We start from the raw sequence: 18,466 nt of genomic DNA on the forward strand, positions 1-18,466 counted from the left end.
CCGCTAGTGACCGCTCACAAGGTGAGCTAGTTACCGTTCGCTATGCGAACTAGTGACGTTTGACACCACTAAGCACTAAAAACTCAGCACTCAACACTAATATATTCCTATATAGTTTAGGTAAAGATTAGTTAACTGCTCGCCCCACAGTATGGCAATCCAGCCTGCGGCGGCGATATAAGGGCCAAAAGGAATGGGTGTAGCTTTATCTTTACCTTGAATGGTTAATAGTGTGATTCCCACCACAGCCCCAACCACTGAAGATAATAGAATAATTAACGGTAATTGTTGCCAGCCTAATAGCGCACCAAAAACGGCTAATAATTTAAAATCGCCATAACCCATGCCTTCTTTGCCAGTAAGTAGCTTAAATAGCCAATATACAGACCATAAACTTAAATAACCGGCAGCGGCGCCAACGATAGCTTGGCTGGGGTTAACCATAGCTGAATCAGTTAGGCTAAATAATAACGCTAGCCATAACAGCGGTAGGGTGAGCTGATCTGGCAATAACATTTTATCGATATCAATAAAAGTTAAAGCAATTAAGCCCCAGGTTAAAAAAATCATTAATAGTGCAGGTAAGCCAAAGCCTAATTGCCAAGCCACTACCATAGCCAACACTGCGGTTAAGCTTTCTATAATCGGGTAACGTAAGCTAATTGGGGTTTTACAACTGCGACATTTACCCTTCAGTAACAACCAACTAACAACAGGAATATTGTCATAAGCTTTAATCCGCGCATTACACATCGGGCAGGTAGAGCGGGGCACGGCTAAATTAAACCGTGCTGCTTTGTCGTTATTTGCCGGTGTTGAGCTAGATGCTTGTGCTACATCGTCAGTTTGTTCGGCGGTAACAAAATAGGCTTGATACTCTGCTTGCCAGTCTAACTCCATCATTTTTGGCAAACGATAAATTAGCACATTTAAAAAACTGCCAACTATTAAACTAATTAAGCCGGCAGCGACAATAAATAGCGCCGGATTTTGTTGCAGTAATAAAGTTAATTCTGCCATTAAATAATTGCACCCATTTGGAAAATAGGTAAGTACATAGCAATAATTAAGCCACCAACTAACACGCCTAATACTGCCATTATCATAGGCTCTAATAATGCCGTTAAACCATCTACCGCGTCATCCACTTCTTGTTCATAAATATTAGCTACCTTTGATAACATACTATCTAAGGCACCAGACTCTTCACCAATGGCCACCATTTGCACTACCATTTCTGGAAAGCGCTTAGTTTGTTTCATGGCTATATACATTGGGTTACCCGAAGAAACCTCTTCGCGAATATATAAAATAGCATTTTTATACACTTCGTTACCCGAGGCACCGGCGGCAGACTCTAAAGCTTCAATTAACGGCACACCAGCAGCGAAAGTAGTGGATAATGTGCGGGCATAACGCGCCACAGCGGCTTTATTTAAAATATTGCCAATTACTGGTGCTTTAAGAATTAAACCATCCATCCAGGTTCGAAATTTTAGATTACCGCCATAAGCTCTTTTAATACTATAGCCAAAAGCGATTAAGGCAAACAATACCACCCACCAATAGGCTTGCATTATTTCAGATATTCTTAATACCAGTTGGGTAAAGGCGGGTAATTCAGCGCCAAAACCAGCAAAAATTTCGGCAAATTGTGGTACAACGAAAATTAATAGAATAGAAGTAACAATACCAGCAATTACTAATACAGCCGCTGGGTAAAACATGGCCTTTTTAATTTTTGATTTTAATGCTTCGGCTTTTTCTTTATAAATAGCGATGCGATCAAAAATACTATCTAAGGCACCTGAAGACTCACCCGATTTTACTAAATCGCAATATAATTCATCAAAATGCTTTGGGTGTTCGCGCAGGACTTCAGATAACGGGATACCAGCTTGAATTTTCACTGATATTTTTTGCATTAAATTACGCAAATTTTTATTATCAGAACCAGAAGCAATTAAATCAACGGATTGCACTAACGGCACACCGGCACCGAGCATGGTAGCAATTTGCCGGGTAACTAAAGCAATATCGGCAGCGGTAATGCTTTTACCGTCGCCAAATAATGAGCGTGGTTTTTTCTTTACCCCAGAAGGGGTAATGCCTTGTTGACGCAGTAGCGCTTTAACTTCGGCAACACTAGCACCTTTTAATTCACCGCTAACTTTACTACCGCGGCGACTAACACCCTTATAATTATATACATCAAGCTGTTTTATTTTTATGTTATCTGCCTGAGCCATATTCTGTCCCTGTTATTCTTATATTTCTTATATTAACTTGGCTACTAGCTATAGCGCTTTGTTATCAGCTTTTATAGTGTTGCTATCAGCTTATATAGATTGGTTGTTATTTCAATTATATTCTTGTTTTTGCATTATTTTTAGGTTCTGCCTTTTACTATGCTTAACCTTGGGTTACTCGGTTTATTTCAGCCAAACTAGTCATGCCGGCTGCAGCCTTTATTAACCCAGATTGACGTAAATTGTTAATGCCTTCTAATTGGGCTTGTTTAGAAATATCAATTGAGTTACCGCCTTGCATAATAATATCGGCCATTTTCGGTGTAATAGGCATTACTTCATAAATACCGACTCGGCCTTTATAGCCGCTAGTACAGTTATCGCAACCTACCGGTTTAAATATGGTTATTTTACCTAGTTGCTCGGGAAGAAAACCTTGTTTCAGTAACTCAGCTTCCGGTAACTGCTCGGGCTTTTTGCAATGGCTACATAAACGCCGCGCTAAGCGTTGCGCGATGATTAAAGATACCGAACTGGCGACGTTATAGGCCGGAACACCCATATTGAGTAATCGAGTTAAGGTCTCTGGTGCCGAGTTAGTGTGCAAGGTAGATAACACTAAGTGGCCGGTTTGGGCGGCTTTAATGGCAATTTCAGCAGTTTCTAAATCCCGCACCTCACCCACCATCACTACATCAGGATCTTGACGTAAAAACGATTTTAATGCCGAGGAAAACGTTAAGCCAGCACGGGGGTTAACTTGCACTTGGTTTACACCGGCTAAGTTAATTTCTACTGGATCTTCAGCAGTAGAAATATTAGTTTGTTCGGTATTTAAAATGGCTAGGCCAGTATATAGCGATACGGTTTTACCCGAACCCGTTGGGCCAGTAACTAAAATCATACCTTGTGGCTGATTTAAGGCGGCTAAATATAAGGCTTTTTGTTCCGGTTCATAACCGAGTACATCGATACCGAGCATAGCGCTATCAGAGTCGAGAATACGCATTACAATTTTCTCGCCCCAAATCGTCGGCAGGGTACTTACCCGAAAATCGATGGACTTTTTGGCCGAAAGTTTTAACTTAATCCGGCCATCTTGTGGCACTCGTTTTTCGGCAATATCTAAACGCGACATGACTTTTAATCGCGCTGATAGCCTTGTGGCAAGCTCCACTGGCGGGTTAGCCACCTCATTTAAAATACCATCGATACGAAAGCGAATGCGGTACATTTTTTCATAAGGTTCAAAGTGTAAATCTGAGGCGCCTTTACGAATAGCATCGAGCAACATTTTATTGATAAAACTAATAATCGGCTGGTCATCTTTATCGGTTTCTACACCGACAAAGTCATCGTCAGCTTTATCTTCTATACCTAAAGAGCCTAAATCCCATTCGGTATGACCAAATTCTTGGTTAAAGCTATTATCAAAAACTGTATCGATAAGTTTTGAAAGTTTGGTAAAATCGACCACGACTACTTCAGCATTTAAGCCAGTATTAAACTCACAGTCTTCAATGGTTTGGATATCAGTTGGGTCTACTACGGCTAAAAACATACTGCGGCCACGTTTACCTAGTGGTAGCATATTTGTTTTGCGCACCAGTTTTTCATTGCGCAAATCTTCAGGCACTAGGCTACTGTCATAATGGTCTAAATCGAATTGGGTGGTTAAGCTTATTTTGGCAGCAGCATCCGCTAAAATAGCGCTGGTGATTAATTTTTCAGTTATTAATAACTCAGGCAAGTTTTTATATTGACTACCTTTTTCGGTAATCATTTTTAAGGTTTTATCTGAATCAACTAAACCAAGTTGAGTTAAGCGTTTTAACAGAGTCGACGTTGCTGTAACTGCCATTAAGAATTGAGTTCCTATTATAGTTGTTTTTAAAATTAGGAAGATAAATTGATTATGCCAGTAATGCTGTTTAATTCAAGTTTTAACAAGATATGAATAGGTTACTTTAAAATAAAAAAAGCCAGCAAAAGCTGGCTTAAATTAATAAAGTTTAGCATTGATAAAGATTAAGCAGTTATTGGTAAACCTGCACCTTTCTGACATTGCTGAACAGTGGCTTTTGCTGTACCTATAGTTGAAATTACCATAGTATAAGTTAATGTACCATTAGCATCAATAGTTGCACTTAATTTACAGCCTGCATTTTCCCATGCTAGAACTGTGTTCTTAGCTTCTTCAACAGCAGGAGTAGCAGTTAGGTTAGGCTCTGATCCGATTTCAGCTGCTAAAGTGGTGCAGCCAATACCTGTTTGGATACAAGCTTGTGTCTTAGTGGCAAATGCTGAGATACCTTTCATAGCCTGGCCGCCGTAAGATGTAGCAACGTATTCACGGTAAGCCGGTAATGCTACTGCAGCTAAAATACCAATGATCGCAACAACGATCATTAATTCAATTAGGGTAAAACCTTGTTGTACTTTTTTCATCTTTTACTTCTCCTGAGTTTTAGAATAGCCCGAAGGCTAGTATCTATTCTGGGCATTTTTTTACTAGGTGCAATAGCAAAGTTAAAAAAAAAGCTAAATAAGCTTAAATAGTTGTTTAAATGTGGGTTTTTAATGAAAAATAACTATAACTTCAGCAGTTTGTATAGTAGAAAAGAGCTAGTGCTTTTGCTCTAAAAGTTAAGGGTGTTCAAAGTTACAAGGGTTTTTAACTTGCAAAAAAGGCGAACTGACCGAAAAAATCTTGGCCGCGGCTAGATATTAACCAGATAACTAATAAGGTATTGGCGAGGATGATTAAGGCGAATTCGCGTTGAAATAACCATTTACTGCTTTTATGACTAAGTTTTTTCTGGGCGATATACGCACCTGGCCAACCGCCAATTAAACTAAACAATTGTAAACTTTGTTCGGGTAGACGATCCCGTTGTCGAGCAATAGCGGCTTGTTTATCGCTACGGTATAACCAATAAGTAAATAAACTGGCTTCTAAATACAGTATGGGCAATAAATACGGTAAGGTGCCAAATAATACTGCGATGATAAACAACACAAAAAAGCCCAAACGGAAAAACAGCGCAATTTCTTTAGTGTGTTGAATATTGATGTTTTGCTGCTGGCTATGATTCAGGCTTGGTTTGTTATAAGCGTTTTTGGCTTGCTGCTTGCTGCTTGTAGCAGAGGATGTAGCACCATCCTGTTTAATTGCAGCAATACTTGCTTGTGCTAAGCATTCTGCCGAAGGTTGCCAAGGTGCAGCTATACGCCGACCTTGTTTATCGGTACCTTGCTGGAAGTTAAGCCGATCACCAACCTTTGGCCGGTACTCTTTCACTTGCTCTTTCACTTTATTAGCTGCGGTTTTAGTTATAGCGGTAATTGGCGGTGTGCTATCTGCTATCGGCGCGATATTCATCGCGCCATCTTGCAAGTTAAGATCGCGGATATGAAAAAAATACTTTTCTTGGCTTGGCTCAGCAACGATAAAACCAAAGCCTTTATCGTCACGCCAAAAAAACACTGTACCCGTTAAATGCATACGCTTTACGCTCAGAGCTTCGCTTAGTTGTGAGTTTTGAGTGTTTAGTGTTTAGTTATTAAACTGGACTGGCCCGAATAAAGTAAACACTTAACACTTAAATTTAAGAGTATATACGGTTCGGTTTACCCACACTAACACGCCGTAAACCCATCCCTGGGGGCTCATTTCCGCCCGTCCAGGGCTACAATGGTTAGTTTAGGGTTAAAACCGAACCTCAATAATTTATCTTAGTCAGTCCACAGTTCACAGTCCAAACTCAACTGTTAAAACCGAAAACATAATTTATTAACTATACTTGTAACCCAAACTGGCTGAAACCTCGCTTAACAAGGCGGAATAAACCGCCGTACTCGTCACTCGTCACTAATCACCTGCACTAAAAACTCAACACTAAAAACTCAACACTAAAAACTAAACACTCACCTTCAGTCTCATCGACAAATCGATCGCTTGCACATGCTTAGTTAAGGCGCCGCTAGAAATATAATCAACACCGGTTTTAGCCAATTCAGTTAAGCGTTCGCTGGTGATATTGCCGGAGACTTCTAATTTAGCTGGGCCGTCATTGTTGCCATTGTTCAGCTTAACCGCTTGCTCAATATCACTTAGGCTAAAGTTATCTAGCATAATAATATCGGCACCGGCGGCTAAGGCTTGGCTAAATTCGTCTAGGTTTTCAGTTTCCACTTCAACGGGTTTACCTGGAAAATTTTGCTTAGCGCTGGCTACGGCATTGGTGATAGAGCCGGCTGCGGCGATATGATTTTCTTTAATTAAAAAGGCATCAAATAAGCCTAAGCGATGATTAGTACCGCCGCCACAATTAACGGCGTATTTTTGGCCAAAACGTAAGCCGGGAATGGTTTTACGGGTGTCGAGTAACTTGGTATGAAAACCAGCTAAAAACGCCACATAACGCGCCGTTTGTGTGGCAGTACCGCTTAATAGCTGTAAAAAGTTTAACGCGCTGCGCTCACCAGTCAGTAAAATACGAGCGGGGCCGGTTAGGGTGCAGAGCACGGTATCGGCACTAACGTGGTCGCCATCTTGTACTTGCCAATTAACCTTTATATCTTGGCTAAGTTGCTTAAACACTTGATCGACAAAAGCGACGCCGCAAATAACGCAGTCTTCGCGGGTAATAATAGTGGCATCGGCTTGTTGCGCAGGCGGGATTAGCGATGCGGTAATATCACCTTCGGCCATAGATAAAAAGCCTAAGTCTTCGGCCAGTGCTGCGCTAACGCTGCGTTCAATTTCGTCTTGTAGTAAATCGGTATAATGTGTTTGCATGTTCTTTGGCTTACTAAGTAGTTGGCATACTCATGTGTTAATTAAGTACATGTATTAAAAAGTACAGGTGTTAATTAAGCATCAGTACCATTAGTTGTGCTGAATTAGGGTAAGTTGATTACCTTGTTGGTGGAATTCTAACTGTTTTAGCGCGCTCATGCCCAACAAAATCTCGGTACCGGCTAAATTAGGCACTATGCTGGCTGGAATATTATACAAAATAATGTCGCCTAATTGTAGTTGGGCAATTTGGCTGCGATAGGCGGTTGTTAAACCATTAGCAGTGTTCACTTGCATGGCTTGGCCTTGTGGCATGCCCAGTTGGCGTGCTGCTTCGACAGTAATGGCCACCGTAGTGGCGCCGGTGTCGAGCATAAAGTCGATAGGGTGCTGGTTAACTAAGGCGGTGCCAACATAATGGCCGGCTCTATTGCGAATTAGTACCGTGCGGACTTCGCCTTTAGTGCCAATGCTACTGTTTAATTGCTGATTGGGATTAAGCTGGGCATCAATGGCGTCTTGAAAAAACAAATACAGCATAGCCATTAACAATAACCAAGCGATTATAGAAAAGCCTTTAGCAAAGCCCTTGCTGCTGTTAATACGCCTATTATTGTGACTGCTATTGCCAGCAGTTTGCGGTGTTGGCTCTTGCATTCATATTCTCCAGCATTGACAATGTGCTATAGCTTAAACAAGGCTCAGCTTAAAGGCAAAAGCTCTGATGAATTCAATGACAAAAACAGCACCTAGTCAGCCAACTTTTCGGCAAAGCCCACATTGCGATGCCCGACCCGCAGATACGGTGGTGAGTGTGTTGGTGATCCATAATATTAGCTTACCGGCTGGGCAATTTGCGCCTAACCCAGAACAACATGCCTATGTTGATGACTTATTTATGGGGACTTTAGATACGACTGCCGAGCCGGGTTTTACTGATTTAGCCGGGCTTAAGGTGTCGGCACATTGTGTAATATGGCGCGATGGTCGAGTGTTTCAATATGTGCCTTTTGCTAAGCGGGCTTGGCATGCTGGAGTGAGCCAATTTGACGGCCGTGAGCGCTGTAATGATTTTTCTATTGGCATAGAATTAGAAGGTACGGATAATTTGCCTTATACTGATGCTCAGTATCAAAGCTTAATTATGCTGACAAAACAAATTATGCAATTTTATCCGGCGATTACACCACAACGTATTATTGGCCATAGTGATATTGCCCCTGGACGAAAAACCGATCCGGGTCCAGCTTTTGATTGGGCTCGTTATCAAACCGCTATTAAGGAGTTTACCCTATGACGTTAATCAGTATGCTGTTAGCACTTATAATAGAGCGCTTAGCAGTACGCAGTGATGCTTGGCAAGCCAGTGGCTACTTAAGAGCCTATGTGCGCTTAAGTGCCAGCTCGGGTTTAAGCAAGTTAGCATCGCATCGTATCGGCCAGTATATTTGGTTAGCCTTACCGGGTGCTGTATTGGCTTTAGTGTTGTGCTTATTAGACAGCCATTTAGTTAGCTTAGTGGTTAATACCCTAGTGTTATTGTTGGCCATTGGTTGCTGGCACTATAGACAGCTATATAAGCACTATTTAAATGCTATGGAGCGCGGCGACGAAGAAGCCGGTTTTTTAGCGATGCAACAAATTAGACAAGATAGCGGCAGCCGCGAGCAAAGTAGTTATGGCCAAGTACTAGTGTGGTTAAATTTTCAATATTATGCCGCTGTAGTGTTTTGGTTTTTGGTTGCCGGTGTATTTGGCGTTATTACTTATGCCTTAGTAAGGCATTTACAGCAGCAAAAAGGCCAATATAACGTTGAAGTAAGCGCTAGCGCTGACTCAGATGTTGAATTTGATACTGATTCAGATGATGATGAATTAGCCGCTAAGCAAGCCCCTGAGCAAGTAAGCTACCAAACTAGCGAACAAGCAGAAGCTTACTTCCGATGTGTACCTGCAGATAGTAAAGCGGTAGGTATAGTGGCGCATTGGTTAAATTGGTTTCCAGCGCGTTTGTTTGGTTTAGGTTTCGCTTTAGTGGGGCATTTCTCACGAGCAACCTCTACCTTATTAAGCTATTTTTTGGATTTTACGGCCGACAACGAGCTAGTAATAACCGAAGTAGCCGCTGCAGCTGAGCCCATGCCAGAGCTAGTGGTAAATACGATAGAAGAAAGCGGCCATATGCTGCAGTTAGCCAAGCGCAACATGCTGTTCTTTTTAGCCTTAACCGCCATGCTTACCTTAGCGGGTTGGTTAGCTTAAGCTTTTAGCATTTAATTAAAGGGGTCAGAGTCGTTGCCGTTGTTATGCGTTGCAACGACTCTGACCCCTTTATTACTTCCCCCCCCTAGCTTTGAGTGTTTACTCTAAGTATTTTCTGCTTTGCCTTTGGCTTTGTTCTCTGCTTTATTTACTTGAGAGTAGAATAATGTTACTTTATCGCGCATAAATGGATATTGGTAAGACCAATTTACACTTGGTTTTATGTTAGGCTACTAACTCACTTTTGAGGCGTTTTTTTACTTACATGGCAGACTTTAAAATTAAACCCGCTAAGCTTTCCGATAGGATAGTTGAACAGCTTGAAAACATGATGCTTGAGGGCAGCTTTGCTCCTGGCCAAAGGTTGCCGGCTGAGCGCGAGTTAGCAGAAAAGTTTGCGGTGTCTCGTCCTTCATTACGTGAAGCGATCCAGAAGTTAGAAGCTAAGGGCTTAGTGAACCGCCGCCAAGGTGGTGGTACTTATGTCAGTGAAAATTTAACTCAGGGCTTAACGGATCCGCTGTTTGAATTAATTGCTCGGCATCCAGAATCGCAGTTTGATTTGCTAGAGTTTAGGCATGCCTTAGAAGGAATTTGTGCTTATTACGCCGCGTTACGCGGTACAACGGCCGATTTTGCCCAGATTAAACGTTATTATGATGCTATTTGTGATGCACAGCAGTTAACGGATTTAGACAGTGAAGCTAAGGCGGTGGGTAATTTTCATTTAGCCGTGGCCGAAGCGTCGCATAATGTGGTGTTGCTGCATTTAGTTCGCGGTTTAATGCCATTAGTTGAAAAGAATATACGTATCAATTTAGACAGCTTGCAGCATAAAGAAGGCATTGTTGGCCAATTAAATCAGCATCGTCAGCGGTTAATGCAGGCGGTGATTAACGGCGAGCCGGAACAGGCGCGTCAGGCCAGTAATGGCCATTTAGCCTTTATTGAAGAAGCGTTGTTAGAGATAGGCAAAGAGCGGTCGCGCATTGAGCGGTCACTGCGGCGCACTCAGCAAAGCTAATACTGAGTAAAGCTAGTACTGAATAAAGCTAGTACCGAGCAAAGTAAGATGGGTTAAGTTTACTTGTAGCTTAATCAAAATAACTTTTTAACGACCATGTGTATATATAACACAGGCGTGTATAACCAAAGGAAACCTCGATATGTCTGAAGTCAATAAAGTTGACATCGACGCGCTAGAAACCAAAGAGTGGCTAGAAGCGTTAGAATCGGTTGTTCGCACTGAAGGGGTAGAGCGGGCTCAATTCCTGCTTGAACAAGTGTTAGGGCAAGCGCGTTTAGAAGGCGTAGCAATGCCTACCGGTGTGACAACTAACTACATTAATACCATAGCGCCGCAACAAGAGCCGGCGTACCCTGGTGATGTTAACTTAGAAAGACGTATTCGCTCGGTTATCCGTTGGAACGCGATAATGATTGTATTACGTGGTTCGAAAAAAGAATTAGACTTAGGCGGCCATATGGCGTCTTATCAGTCATCAGCAGCGTTTTATGAAACCTGTTTCAACCACTTTTTCCGCGCACCTAACGATAAAGACGGTGGCGATTTAGTGTATTATCAAGGCCATATTTCTCCGGGTATTTATGCCCGTGCCTTTGTTGAAGGTCGCTTAACGGCAGAGCAATTAGATGGCTTCCGCCAAGAAGTAGATGGCAAGGGTATACCAAGTTATCCGCACCCGAAATTAATGCCGGAATTTTGGCAGTTCCCAACTGTTTCGATGGGCTTAGGTTCTATCTCTGCTATTTACCAAGCACGGTTCTTAAAATATTTAAATGGTCGTGGCTTAAAAGACACCACAGAACAGCGGGTTTATGCTTTCTTAGGTGATGGCGAGATGGACGAGCCAGAATCACGCGGTGCTATTTCGTTTGCTGCCCGCGAAAAGCTGGGTAACTTATGCTTTTTAATTAACTGTAACTTACAGCGCTTAGACGGCCCAGTAATGGGTAACGGTAAAATCATCCAAGAATTGGAAGGGTTATTCCGTGGCGCTGGCTGGAACGTAATTAAAGTCGTATGGGGTCGTGGTTGGGACAAACTATTAGCCAAAGACACTACCGGTAAATTATTGCAGTTAATGAATGAAACCGTTGATGGCGATTACCAAACTTATAAAGCTAATGACGGTGCTTATGTACGTAAGCATTTCTTTGGTCGTTACCCAGAAACAGCAGCGTTAGTAGCGGATTTAACCGATGAAGAAATATTCGCTTTAAAACGCGGTGGCCATGAGCCTTCAAAACTATTTGCTGCCTTTAAAGCGGCGCAAGAGTGCACCGATAAGCCAACCGTTATTTTAGCTAAAACCGTTAAAGGTTATGGCATGGGTGAAGCAGCTGAAGGTAAAAATATTGCGCACCAAGTGAAAAAAATGGATATGACGCACATATTGATTCTGCGCAAACGTTTAGGCCTTGAAGATTATATCACTGAAGATCAGGTTGCTGAGCTACCGTATATTAAGTTGCCTGAAGGCTCGGCTGAACTAGCCTATTTGCATCAGCGCCGTGAAGCGTTAAAAGGTTATACGCCGAAACGTTTACCTAAATTTAGCCAAGCACTAACTTTGCCTGCGTTAACAGAGTTTGACGGCTTGCTTGAAGAGCAAAAACGCGAAATCTCTACCACTATGGCTTTTGTGCGCATGTTAAATATCTTATTAAAAGATAAAAATATTGGTCAGCAAATTGTGCCAATTATTGCCGATGAAGCCCGTACCTTTGGTATGGAAGGCTTGTTCCGCCAGATTGGTATTTATAACCCAGGTGGCCAAACCTATACCCCTGAAGATCGCTCGGTATTGTCTTACTATAAAGAAGATACTGGCGGCCAAGTATTACAAGAAGGTATTAACGAGCTAGGCGCGATGTCGTCTTGGGTTGCGGCTGCAACCTCGTATAGCACCAACGATTTACCGATGATCCCGTTCTACATTTATTACTCGATGTTTGGTTTCCAACGCGTCGGTGATATGGCGTGGATGGCCGGTGATCAGCAAGCGCGTGGTTTCTTATTAGGTGCCACTGCCGGTCGTACTACCTTAAACGGCGAAGGCTTACAGCACCAAGATGGCCACAGCCATGTATTAGCCAGTACAGTACCTAACTGTATCTCTTATGATCCTACTTATGCTTACGAGCTAGCGGTGATTATTCAAGATGGTATTGAGCGTATGTATGGCGAGAAACAAGAAAACGTTTACTACTACTTAACGGTAATGAACGAGAATTATCAGCACCATGCTATGCCAGAAGGCGTTGAAGAAGGTATTCGTCGCGGTATTTATAAGCTGGAAACCTTAAATGGTGATCGCGGTAAAGTGCAATTGCTAGGTTCGGGTACCATTTTAAAAGAAGTGCGTAAAGCAGCGGATATTCTAAGTAAAGATTACGGCGTAGCGTCTGATGTGTATTCAGTAACGTCGTTTAATGAATTAGCCCGTGATGGCCATGATGTTGAACGCTTTAATATGTTAAACCCAGAAGCAAAAGCGAAAACGGCTTATATTGCTACTGTAATGAATAGCGCGCCTACCATTGCTGCAACCGATTATATGAAGAGCTATGCCGAGCAAGTTCGGGCTTATTTACCATCAACCTCTTATAAAGTGCTAGGCACGGATGGTTTTGGTCGTTCAGATAGCCGTGAGAATTTACGCCGTCATTTTGAAGTTAATGCTAGTTATATTGTTATTGCGGCATTAAGCGAACTGGTTAAGCAAGGTGAGTTGAAGCAGGCTGTTGTTATTGATGCGCTGAAGAAATTCGGCATCGACAGCAGTAAAATCAACCCGCTATACGCATAAGAGGATTGCAAATGACTATTGAAATTCAAGTTCCGGATATTGGTGCTGATGAAGTTGAAGTCACTGAGATCTTGGTCAAAGTAGGCGATAGCGTTGCTGTTGATCAAACCATTCTCAATGTCGAAGGCGATAAAGCGGCAATGGAGCTACCAGCGACTGAAGCTGGTGTGGTAAAAGAAATTAAAGTCGCCATTGGTGATATGGTAAAAACCGGCAGCGTGGTAATGATTTTTGCTGGCGCTGAGAGTAAAGCAGAAGCTAAGCCTGAAGCAAAAGCTGATGCTGAGCCTGAAACAAAAGCTGAAGCTAAGACAGAGGCTGCACCTAAAGCTGCGGCAACGACCAGCTTACAAGATATTAATGTGCCAGATATTGGCGCTGACGCTGTAGAAGTGACTGAAATATTAGTTAAAGTAGGCGATAAAGTGTCTGCTGATCAGTCAATAATGAGTGTTGAAGGCGACAAAGCGGCGATGGAATTACCGGCACCTGTAGCAGGTACGGTAAAAGAAATTAAAGTGGCTATTGGCGATAAAGTGTCTAGCGGCAGTTTAATGATGGTGTTTGCAACTGCTGATGATGCCGCCGAAGCTGCTACAGAAGCTAAGCCTGAAACTACGCCAGATACAGCTGAAAAAGCACAAAGCGCTGAGCCTAAGCAAGCTGAGTCTCAACCAGCTAAACAAGAACAGGCTGCAACTGCAAGCGATGGCTTTGTTGAAAATAAAGAATATGCCCATGCTTCGCCGGTAATTCGCCGCTTAGCGCGAGAATTTGGCATTAATTTAGCCAAAGTTACCGCTACGGGCCGTAAAGGCCGCGTGGTTAAAGAAGATGTGCAAAACTATGTTAAGCAGTTAGTTAAGCAAGCTAGTAGTGGTGCAAGTGCTACGGCTAGTTCAGGCGGCGCTAACAGCGTAGGCTTTGATTTAATCCCATGGCCGAAAGTAGACTTTGCCAAATTTGGCGAAGTGGAAACTAAGCCGTTATCGCGGATTCAAAAGCTGTCTGGTGCTAACTTACATCGTAACTGGGTACGGATTCCGCATGTTACTCAGTTCGACGAAGCTGATATTACTGGCTTAGAAGATTTCCGTAAGCAGCAAAACCAGTTGGCAGAAAAGAAAAAGCTGGGGGTTAAATACACGCCATTAGTGTTTATTATGAAAGCGGTTGCTAAAGCGTTAGAAGAGTTTCCAACCTTTAGTAGCTCGTTATCAGATGATGGTGCTAGCTTAATTCTGAAAAAATATATCCATATTGGTATCGCTGTTGATACGCCGAATGGTTTAGTAGTGCCAGTAGTTCGCGATGTAAACAAAAAAGGTATTATTGAGTTATCACGCGAGTTGCAAGAAATTTCAGCTAAAGCCCGTGATGGTAAATTAACGTCTGGCGATATGCAGGGTGGCTGTTTTACTATTTCAAGTCTTGGCGGTATTGGTGGTACGGCATTTACGCCTATTGTTAATGCGCCAGAAGTGGCTATTTTGGGTGTATCTAAATCTGATATCAAACCAAAATGGAATGGTACTGAGTTTTTACCAGCATTAATGCTACCGTTAAGCTTATCTTACGATCACCGAGTGATCGATGGTGCTTTAGCCGCGCGGTTTACCGCTACGCTAGCCGGTTACTTAGCTGATATTCGCCAGATAATTATGTAAGTGATTGTGTAAGAGATTATGTAAACAGTTAAAGCCAGAGGTCCCATTAAAAGTTACGGGACTTCTGCTGTTGGCAATGTTAAAATTTTGCCACTTTTTTCGCCTGATAGGTTTCAAGCAAACAACCTGTCAGTAACCCGACCCGATTAAGAAAGGTAATACGATGAGCAACGAAATTAAAACCCAAGTTGTGGTGCTAGGCGCAGGCCCTGGCGGTTACTCTGCTGCATTTCGTGCAGCAGACTTAGGTCTGGAAGTCACCTTAGTAGAAGCACGTAGCACTTTAGGTGGTGTATGCTTAAACGTAGGTTGTATTCCTTCTAAGGCTTTATTACACGTTGCTAAAGTGATTGATGATGCCCGCGATATGGCATCTCATGGTGTAACTTTTGGTGCACCAGAAATCGATTTAGATAAAATTCGCAGCTGGAAAGACAAAGTGGTTTCACAATTAACCACAGGTTTAGCTGGCATGTCGAAAATGCGTAAAGTTAAAGTAGTAACTGGTTACGGCAAATTCACCGGTGCTAACACCTTACAAGTTGGCGATACTACAATTACCTTTGAACACGCTATTATTGCTGCCGGTTCAGAGCCAGTTTCTTTACCTTTTATTCCAAAAGATGATGATCGCGTAATCGACTCAACTGGTGCCTTAGAGTTAAAAGACATTCCAGGCGAGATGCTAGTATTAGGCGGCGGTATTATCGGTTTAGAAATGGGTACTGTGTATCGTGCTTTAGGTTCTAAAGTATCAGTAGTAGAATTTGCTGATCAATTAGTACCAGCAGCTGATGCTGACTTAGTTAAAACCTATACTAAGTACAACAAAAAGAACTTCAACATTATGCTATCAACTAAAGTTGTTGGCGTTGAAGCAAAAGAAGACGGTTTATACGTATCATTCGAAGGCAAAAATGCCCCAGCAGAAGCAGTACGTTATGACAAAATTTTAGTCGCAGTTGGTCGTAAGCCAAACGGTAACTTATTAGACGTCACTAAAGCCGGTGTTAACGTTGATGAGCGCGGCTTTATCAATGTTGATAAGCAATTAAAAACTAACGTTGACCATATCTATGCCATTGGTGATGTTATTGGTCAGCCAATGTTAGCGCATAAAGCGGTTCACGAAGGCCATGTTGCTGCTGAAGTTATTTCAGGTATGAAGCATTACTTCGACCCACGTTGCATTCCATCTGTAGCTTATACTGATCCAGAAATGGCTTGGACAGGCTTAACAGAAAAAGAAGCTAAAGAGCAAGGCATCAAAATTGAAACAGCCACCTTCCCGTGGGCTGCATCAGGCCGTGCTATTGCCTCTTCGCGCACTGAAGGCTTTACCAAATTAATATTTGATAAAGAAACGCACCGTGTATTAGGTGGCGCTATTGTTGGTATCAACGCTGGCGAAATGTTAGGTGAAATTTGTTTAGCTGTGGAAATGGGCGCAGACGCTGAAGACATCGCGTTAACAGTACACGCGCACCCAACGTTAAACGAATCAATTGGTATGGCAGCAGAAATGTACGAAGGTACTATCACTGACTTACCAAACCCAAAAGCGAAGAAAAAGTAATTTCTAGTTTTTAACAAAAAGGCCGCATTAGCGGCCTTTTTGCTTTAAGATTTTCAAGGGGTCAGAGTACTTGAAACCAAAAATTACGTTCAAGTACTCAGACCCCTTGAAAGTGACGACACCTTTAGCTGTCATTATTTTTACTTATTAAGCCATAAATCCATAGCTTAAAAGTATTATTGCTGCAGCAATTAGTGCCAACTTGATTTTACTGAATGCTTTACCTGCAAAAAACATTGGGTAATAAATAGCAGCGAAAGGTACTGCCATATAAATCAATAAAATTAATGGCGAACTACTAAGTTCGTTATCTGGTTGTTGTGATAAGTTGTAATAGTAACCGTAAAGTGAAAGCAGTTGTAATAGACTGAAGAGAATATAGCCTTTTCTAATACTAAAGCGGCTAGCGGCTGAAGTAATAACGGCAAGTAAAGCTGGAATAAGCCCCCAAATACAGAGAAACCCTGCAACATAATACCAGTCATCACTGGCTAGTGGGCTTTGAATGCTTTGGCTAATACCGCGAAGTAAAGCAACTATAGCTATAGCTACAATAAGTATTGCGGATGTAAATAAGGCACGTGCAAGAGTTTCAGTTATTAACGATAAGCTGGATTTTGTACTGCGCATGGTTGGCAAAGCCCTTTGAAATACATTTGATGAATACGGACATCATGCGCAGCGTCTGCACCTTGAAAGTCAGTTATTTTACGTCGTGTTTTTACATCGGTTGGTAAATCTGCGGGTACTATATCTAAAATTGAATTGGTCCAGCTATTACTATTTTTACCAAACCATGGCGGAGGATAGGCAATGGGCTCATTTCTTTCATTTACAATATAATGGTCTATTGAAGAGAGAATGCTTTGAGCAAGTTGATGCTCTGTGAAACCATTGCGTGGTTTAATTCGTACACCCTCTGTTTGTTTATAACCAAATTGCTGTGAAAGCACAGACGGTTGGCCTGAGAAAAACTCCACAGCACAAGACAAGTCTGCTTTATTAAAAGGCACAAATGTTAACCGATTGAATTTATGTTTTTTTGAATTTACAGAAGCTATATTCTGTGCCCCTAGCACTAAGCCGAATTGACTACCAAGATTACGGCTACTTAGAGTTTGAGATGAGTGTCTTAGACGAAAGGTCTGCTGTTCATCGCCTGTTAAAATTACGAAAAATTGATGCCTGCCAATCGGGACACCATTTAAATCACGTGCTAATAAGTAAGTTTCCATATAACGCTTCCATGTTACATTATACATTTACGTTAATTAAATGATAACTTGAAGTTATTTGCAAGTTTGTTTGTATGATATTTCTTTGGTTGGGTTTTCAAGGGGTCAGAGTACTTGAAACCAAAAATCACGTTCAAGTACTCTGACCCCTTGAAAAAGGGTAAACAGTTTTTGTACGTTTTGTGGCCACGAATTTTACGCTATACTTGATGACAACTTTGCCGATTTAGATAACACTATAAGGACAATACAGTGAGCCAAAGCAATAAAGTAGCTTGTGACACCATAATTGATGCAAGATTGTTAGCCGAAGCCGAATCAATGAATATAAGCCCGTCTTTATTGTTGGAGGATGCGTTACGCATAGCGGTTAGCGAAGCCAAGGCACAGTTATGGCGAGAGCAAAACAATGATGCTATCAATGCCTATAATCAAAAATTGCTGAACAAGGCACATTTTCCGAGCAAATTGGCCAGATTTAATGTTATTGCAATTTTCTGTTGCAAAAGTTGAGCAGCAACTAGTTGTAATATTAACTAACACCTTATTTCATGACATTGATGTTTTGCTAATTGCATTAATTAAACCTATGTCTGAAACCCCTGTATTAGAGCACTTCCACATTACTGTCAGTATTGATTCAGAACCTTATTTTATCGATTTACTGGATATAGCATCTGTATCAAAAGGCCGTTTAAAATCGATAAATATTAGTTTTTTAAATTATCAGCAAAAGATTAAATCAGGTTTGGATTTACTGATTGATGGATTTTAACTGCGTTAAAAGTATTGGAGTCTAATTATGGTTATACCGAGTTTCAGTACTATCCGTATTCCAATACT

General features: G+C 41.8%; 17 protein-coding genes. 8 read left to right on the forward strand and 9 right to left on the reverse strand.

The window, feature by feature from the left end:
- Positions 1–96 precede the first annotated feature (96 nt).
- The 7 genes from BI198_RS04515 to BI198_RS04545 all read right to left on the reverse strand — a co-directional run bounded on the left by BI198_RS04515 (position 97) and on the right by BI198_RS04545 (position 7,707).
- Complete coding sequence (locus tag BI198_RS04515; RefSeq protein ID WP_070048478.1) at positions 97–1,020, reverse strand: prepilin peptidase; 924 nt, start codon at positions 1,018–1,020, stop codon at positions 97–99.
- Entirely contained in the window at positions 1,020–2,249 is a 1,230-nt protein-coding gene (locus BI198_RS04520) for a type II secretion system F family protein (RefSeq protein WP_070048479.1), read from the reverse strand. Before BI198_RS04520 ends, BI198_RS04515 begins: the two co-directional genes overlap by 1 nt.
- Before the next feature lie 163 nt (positions 2,250–2,412).
- Positions 2,413–4,110 carry a type IV-A pilus assembly ATPase PilB gene (gene pilB, locus BI198_RS04525; protein ID WP_070048480.1) on the reverse strand — a complete coding sequence of 566 codons (1,698 nt, stop codon included), beginning with the start codon at positions 4,108–4,110 and terminating at the stop codon, positions 2,413–2,415.
- 167 nt (positions 4,111–4,277) lie between these two features.
- The gene (locus BI198_RS16395; protein WP_070048481.1) at positions 4,278–4,697 is read right to left on the reverse strand and encodes a pilin; all 420 of its coding nucleotides are present in this window, start codon (positions 4,695–4,697) and stop codon (positions 4,278–4,280) included.
- A gap of 226 nt (positions 4,698–4,923) precedes the next feature.
- On the reverse strand, positions 4,924–5,754 hold the full coding sequence (locus BI198_RS04535; protein ID WP_235605241.1) for a DUF1294 domain-containing protein: 831 nt from the start codon (positions 5,752–5,754) through the stop codon (positions 4,924–4,926).
- A 414-nt stretch (positions 5,755–6,168) separates the two neighbouring features.
- The gene (gene nadC, locus BI198_RS04540; RefSeq protein ID WP_070048482.1) at positions 6,169–7,050 is read right to left on the reverse strand and encodes a carboxylating nicotinate-nucleotide diphosphorylase; all 882 of its coding nucleotides are present in this window, start codon (positions 7,048–7,050) and stop codon (positions 6,169–6,171) included.
- A gap of 90 nt (positions 7,051–7,140) precedes the next feature.
- Positions 7,141–7,707, reverse strand: a complete 567-nt coding sequence (locus BI198_RS04545) for a retropepsin-like aspartic protease family protein (RefSeq protein WP_083256556.1) — start codon at positions 7,705–7,707, stop codon at positions 7,141–7,143.
- 67 nt (positions 7,708–7,774) lie between these two features.
- Here BI198_RS04545 and ampD point away from each other — a divergent pair, with 67 nt between their 5' ends.
- The 6 genes from ampD to lpdA all read left to right on the forward strand — a co-directional run bounded on the left by ampD (position 7,775) and on the right by lpdA (position 16,388).
- Positions 7,775–8,347, forward strand: a complete 573-nt coding sequence (gene ampD, locus BI198_RS04550; RefSeq protein WP_235605243.1) for a 1,6-anhydro-N-acetylmuramyl-L-alanine amidase AmpD — start codon at positions 7,775–7,777, stop codon at positions 8,345–8,347.
- Positions 8,344–9,312 (forward strand): regulatory signaling modulator protein AmpE, encoded by a 969-nt coding sequence (gene ampE / locus BI198_RS04555; protein ID WP_070048484.1) that lies wholly within the window; start codon positions 8,344–8,346, stop codon positions 9,310–9,312. The genes ampD and ampE overlap by 4 nt, the downstream gene beginning before the upstream one ends.
- A 265-nt stretch (positions 9,313–9,577) precedes the next feature.
- Positions 9,578–10,336 (forward strand): pyruvate dehydrogenase complex transcriptional repressor PdhR, encoded by a 759-nt coding sequence (gene pdhR, locus BI198_RS04560; protein ID WP_070048485.1) that lies wholly within the window; start codon positions 9,578–9,580, stop codon positions 10,334–10,336.
- A 142-nt stretch (positions 10,337–10,478) separates the two neighbouring features.
- Positions 10,479–13,145, forward strand: coding sequence for a pyruvate dehydrogenase (acetyl-transferring), homodimeric type (gene aceE, locus BI198_RS04565; protein WP_070048486.1), 2,667 nt, complete (start codon positions 10,479–10,481; stop codon positions 13,143–13,145).
- Between the two features lie 11 nt (positions 13,146–13,156).
- Entirely contained in the window at positions 13,157–14,812 is a 1,656-nt protein-coding gene (gene aceF, locus BI198_RS04570) for a dihydrolipoyllysine-residue acetyltransferase (protein ID WP_074467406.1), read from the forward strand.
- 163 nt (positions 14,813–14,975) lie between these two features.
- Positions 14,976–16,388 carry a dihydrolipoyl dehydrogenase gene (gene lpdA / locus BI198_RS04575; protein WP_070048487.1) on the forward strand — a complete coding sequence of 471 codons (1,413 nt, stop codon included), beginning with the start codon at positions 14,976–14,978 and terminating at the stop codon, positions 16,386–16,388.
- A gap of 147 nt (positions 16,389–16,535) precedes the next feature.
- Here the strand turns inward: lpdA and BI198_RS04580 are convergent, their stop codons facing one another.
- Together BI198_RS04580 and BI198_RS04585 are read right to left on the reverse strand one after the other, a co-directional pair.
- Positions 16,536–17,018, reverse strand: coding sequence for a hypothetical protein (locus BI198_RS04580; protein ID WP_070048488.1), 483 nt, complete (start codon positions 17,016–17,018; stop codon positions 16,536–16,538).
- The gene (locus BI198_RS04585; RefSeq protein WP_070048489.1) at positions 16,988–17,623 is read right to left on the reverse strand and encodes a hypothetical protein; all 636 of its coding nucleotides are present in this window, start codon (positions 17,621–17,623) and stop codon (positions 16,988–16,990) included. The genes BI198_RS04580 and BI198_RS04585 overlap by 31 nt, the downstream gene beginning before the upstream one ends.
- A 252-nt stretch (positions 17,624–17,875) precedes the next feature.
- Here BI198_RS04585 and BI198_RS04590 point away from each other — a divergent pair, with 252 nt between their 5' ends.
- Together BI198_RS04590 and BI198_RS04595 are read left to right on the forward strand one after the other, a co-directional pair.
- Positions 17,876–18,136, forward strand: coding sequence for a type II toxin-antitoxin system CcdA family antitoxin (locus BI198_RS04590; protein WP_070048490.1), 261 nt, complete (start codon positions 17,876–17,878; stop codon positions 18,134–18,136).
- Positions 18,105–18,398 carry a CcdB family protein gene (locus BI198_RS04595; protein ID WP_070048491.1) on the forward strand — a complete coding sequence of 98 codons (294 nt, stop codon included), beginning with the start codon at positions 18,105–18,107 and terminating at the stop codon, positions 18,396–18,398. The genes BI198_RS04590 and BI198_RS04595 overlap by 32 nt, the downstream gene beginning before the upstream one ends.
- Positions 18,399–18,466: the final 68 nt, after the last annotated feature.

Source organism: Rheinheimera salexigens, assembly GCF_001752395.1.
Taxonomy (GTDB): Bacteria; Pseudomonadota; Gammaproteobacteria; order Enterobacterales; family Alteromonadaceae; genus Alishewanella; species Alishewanella salexigens.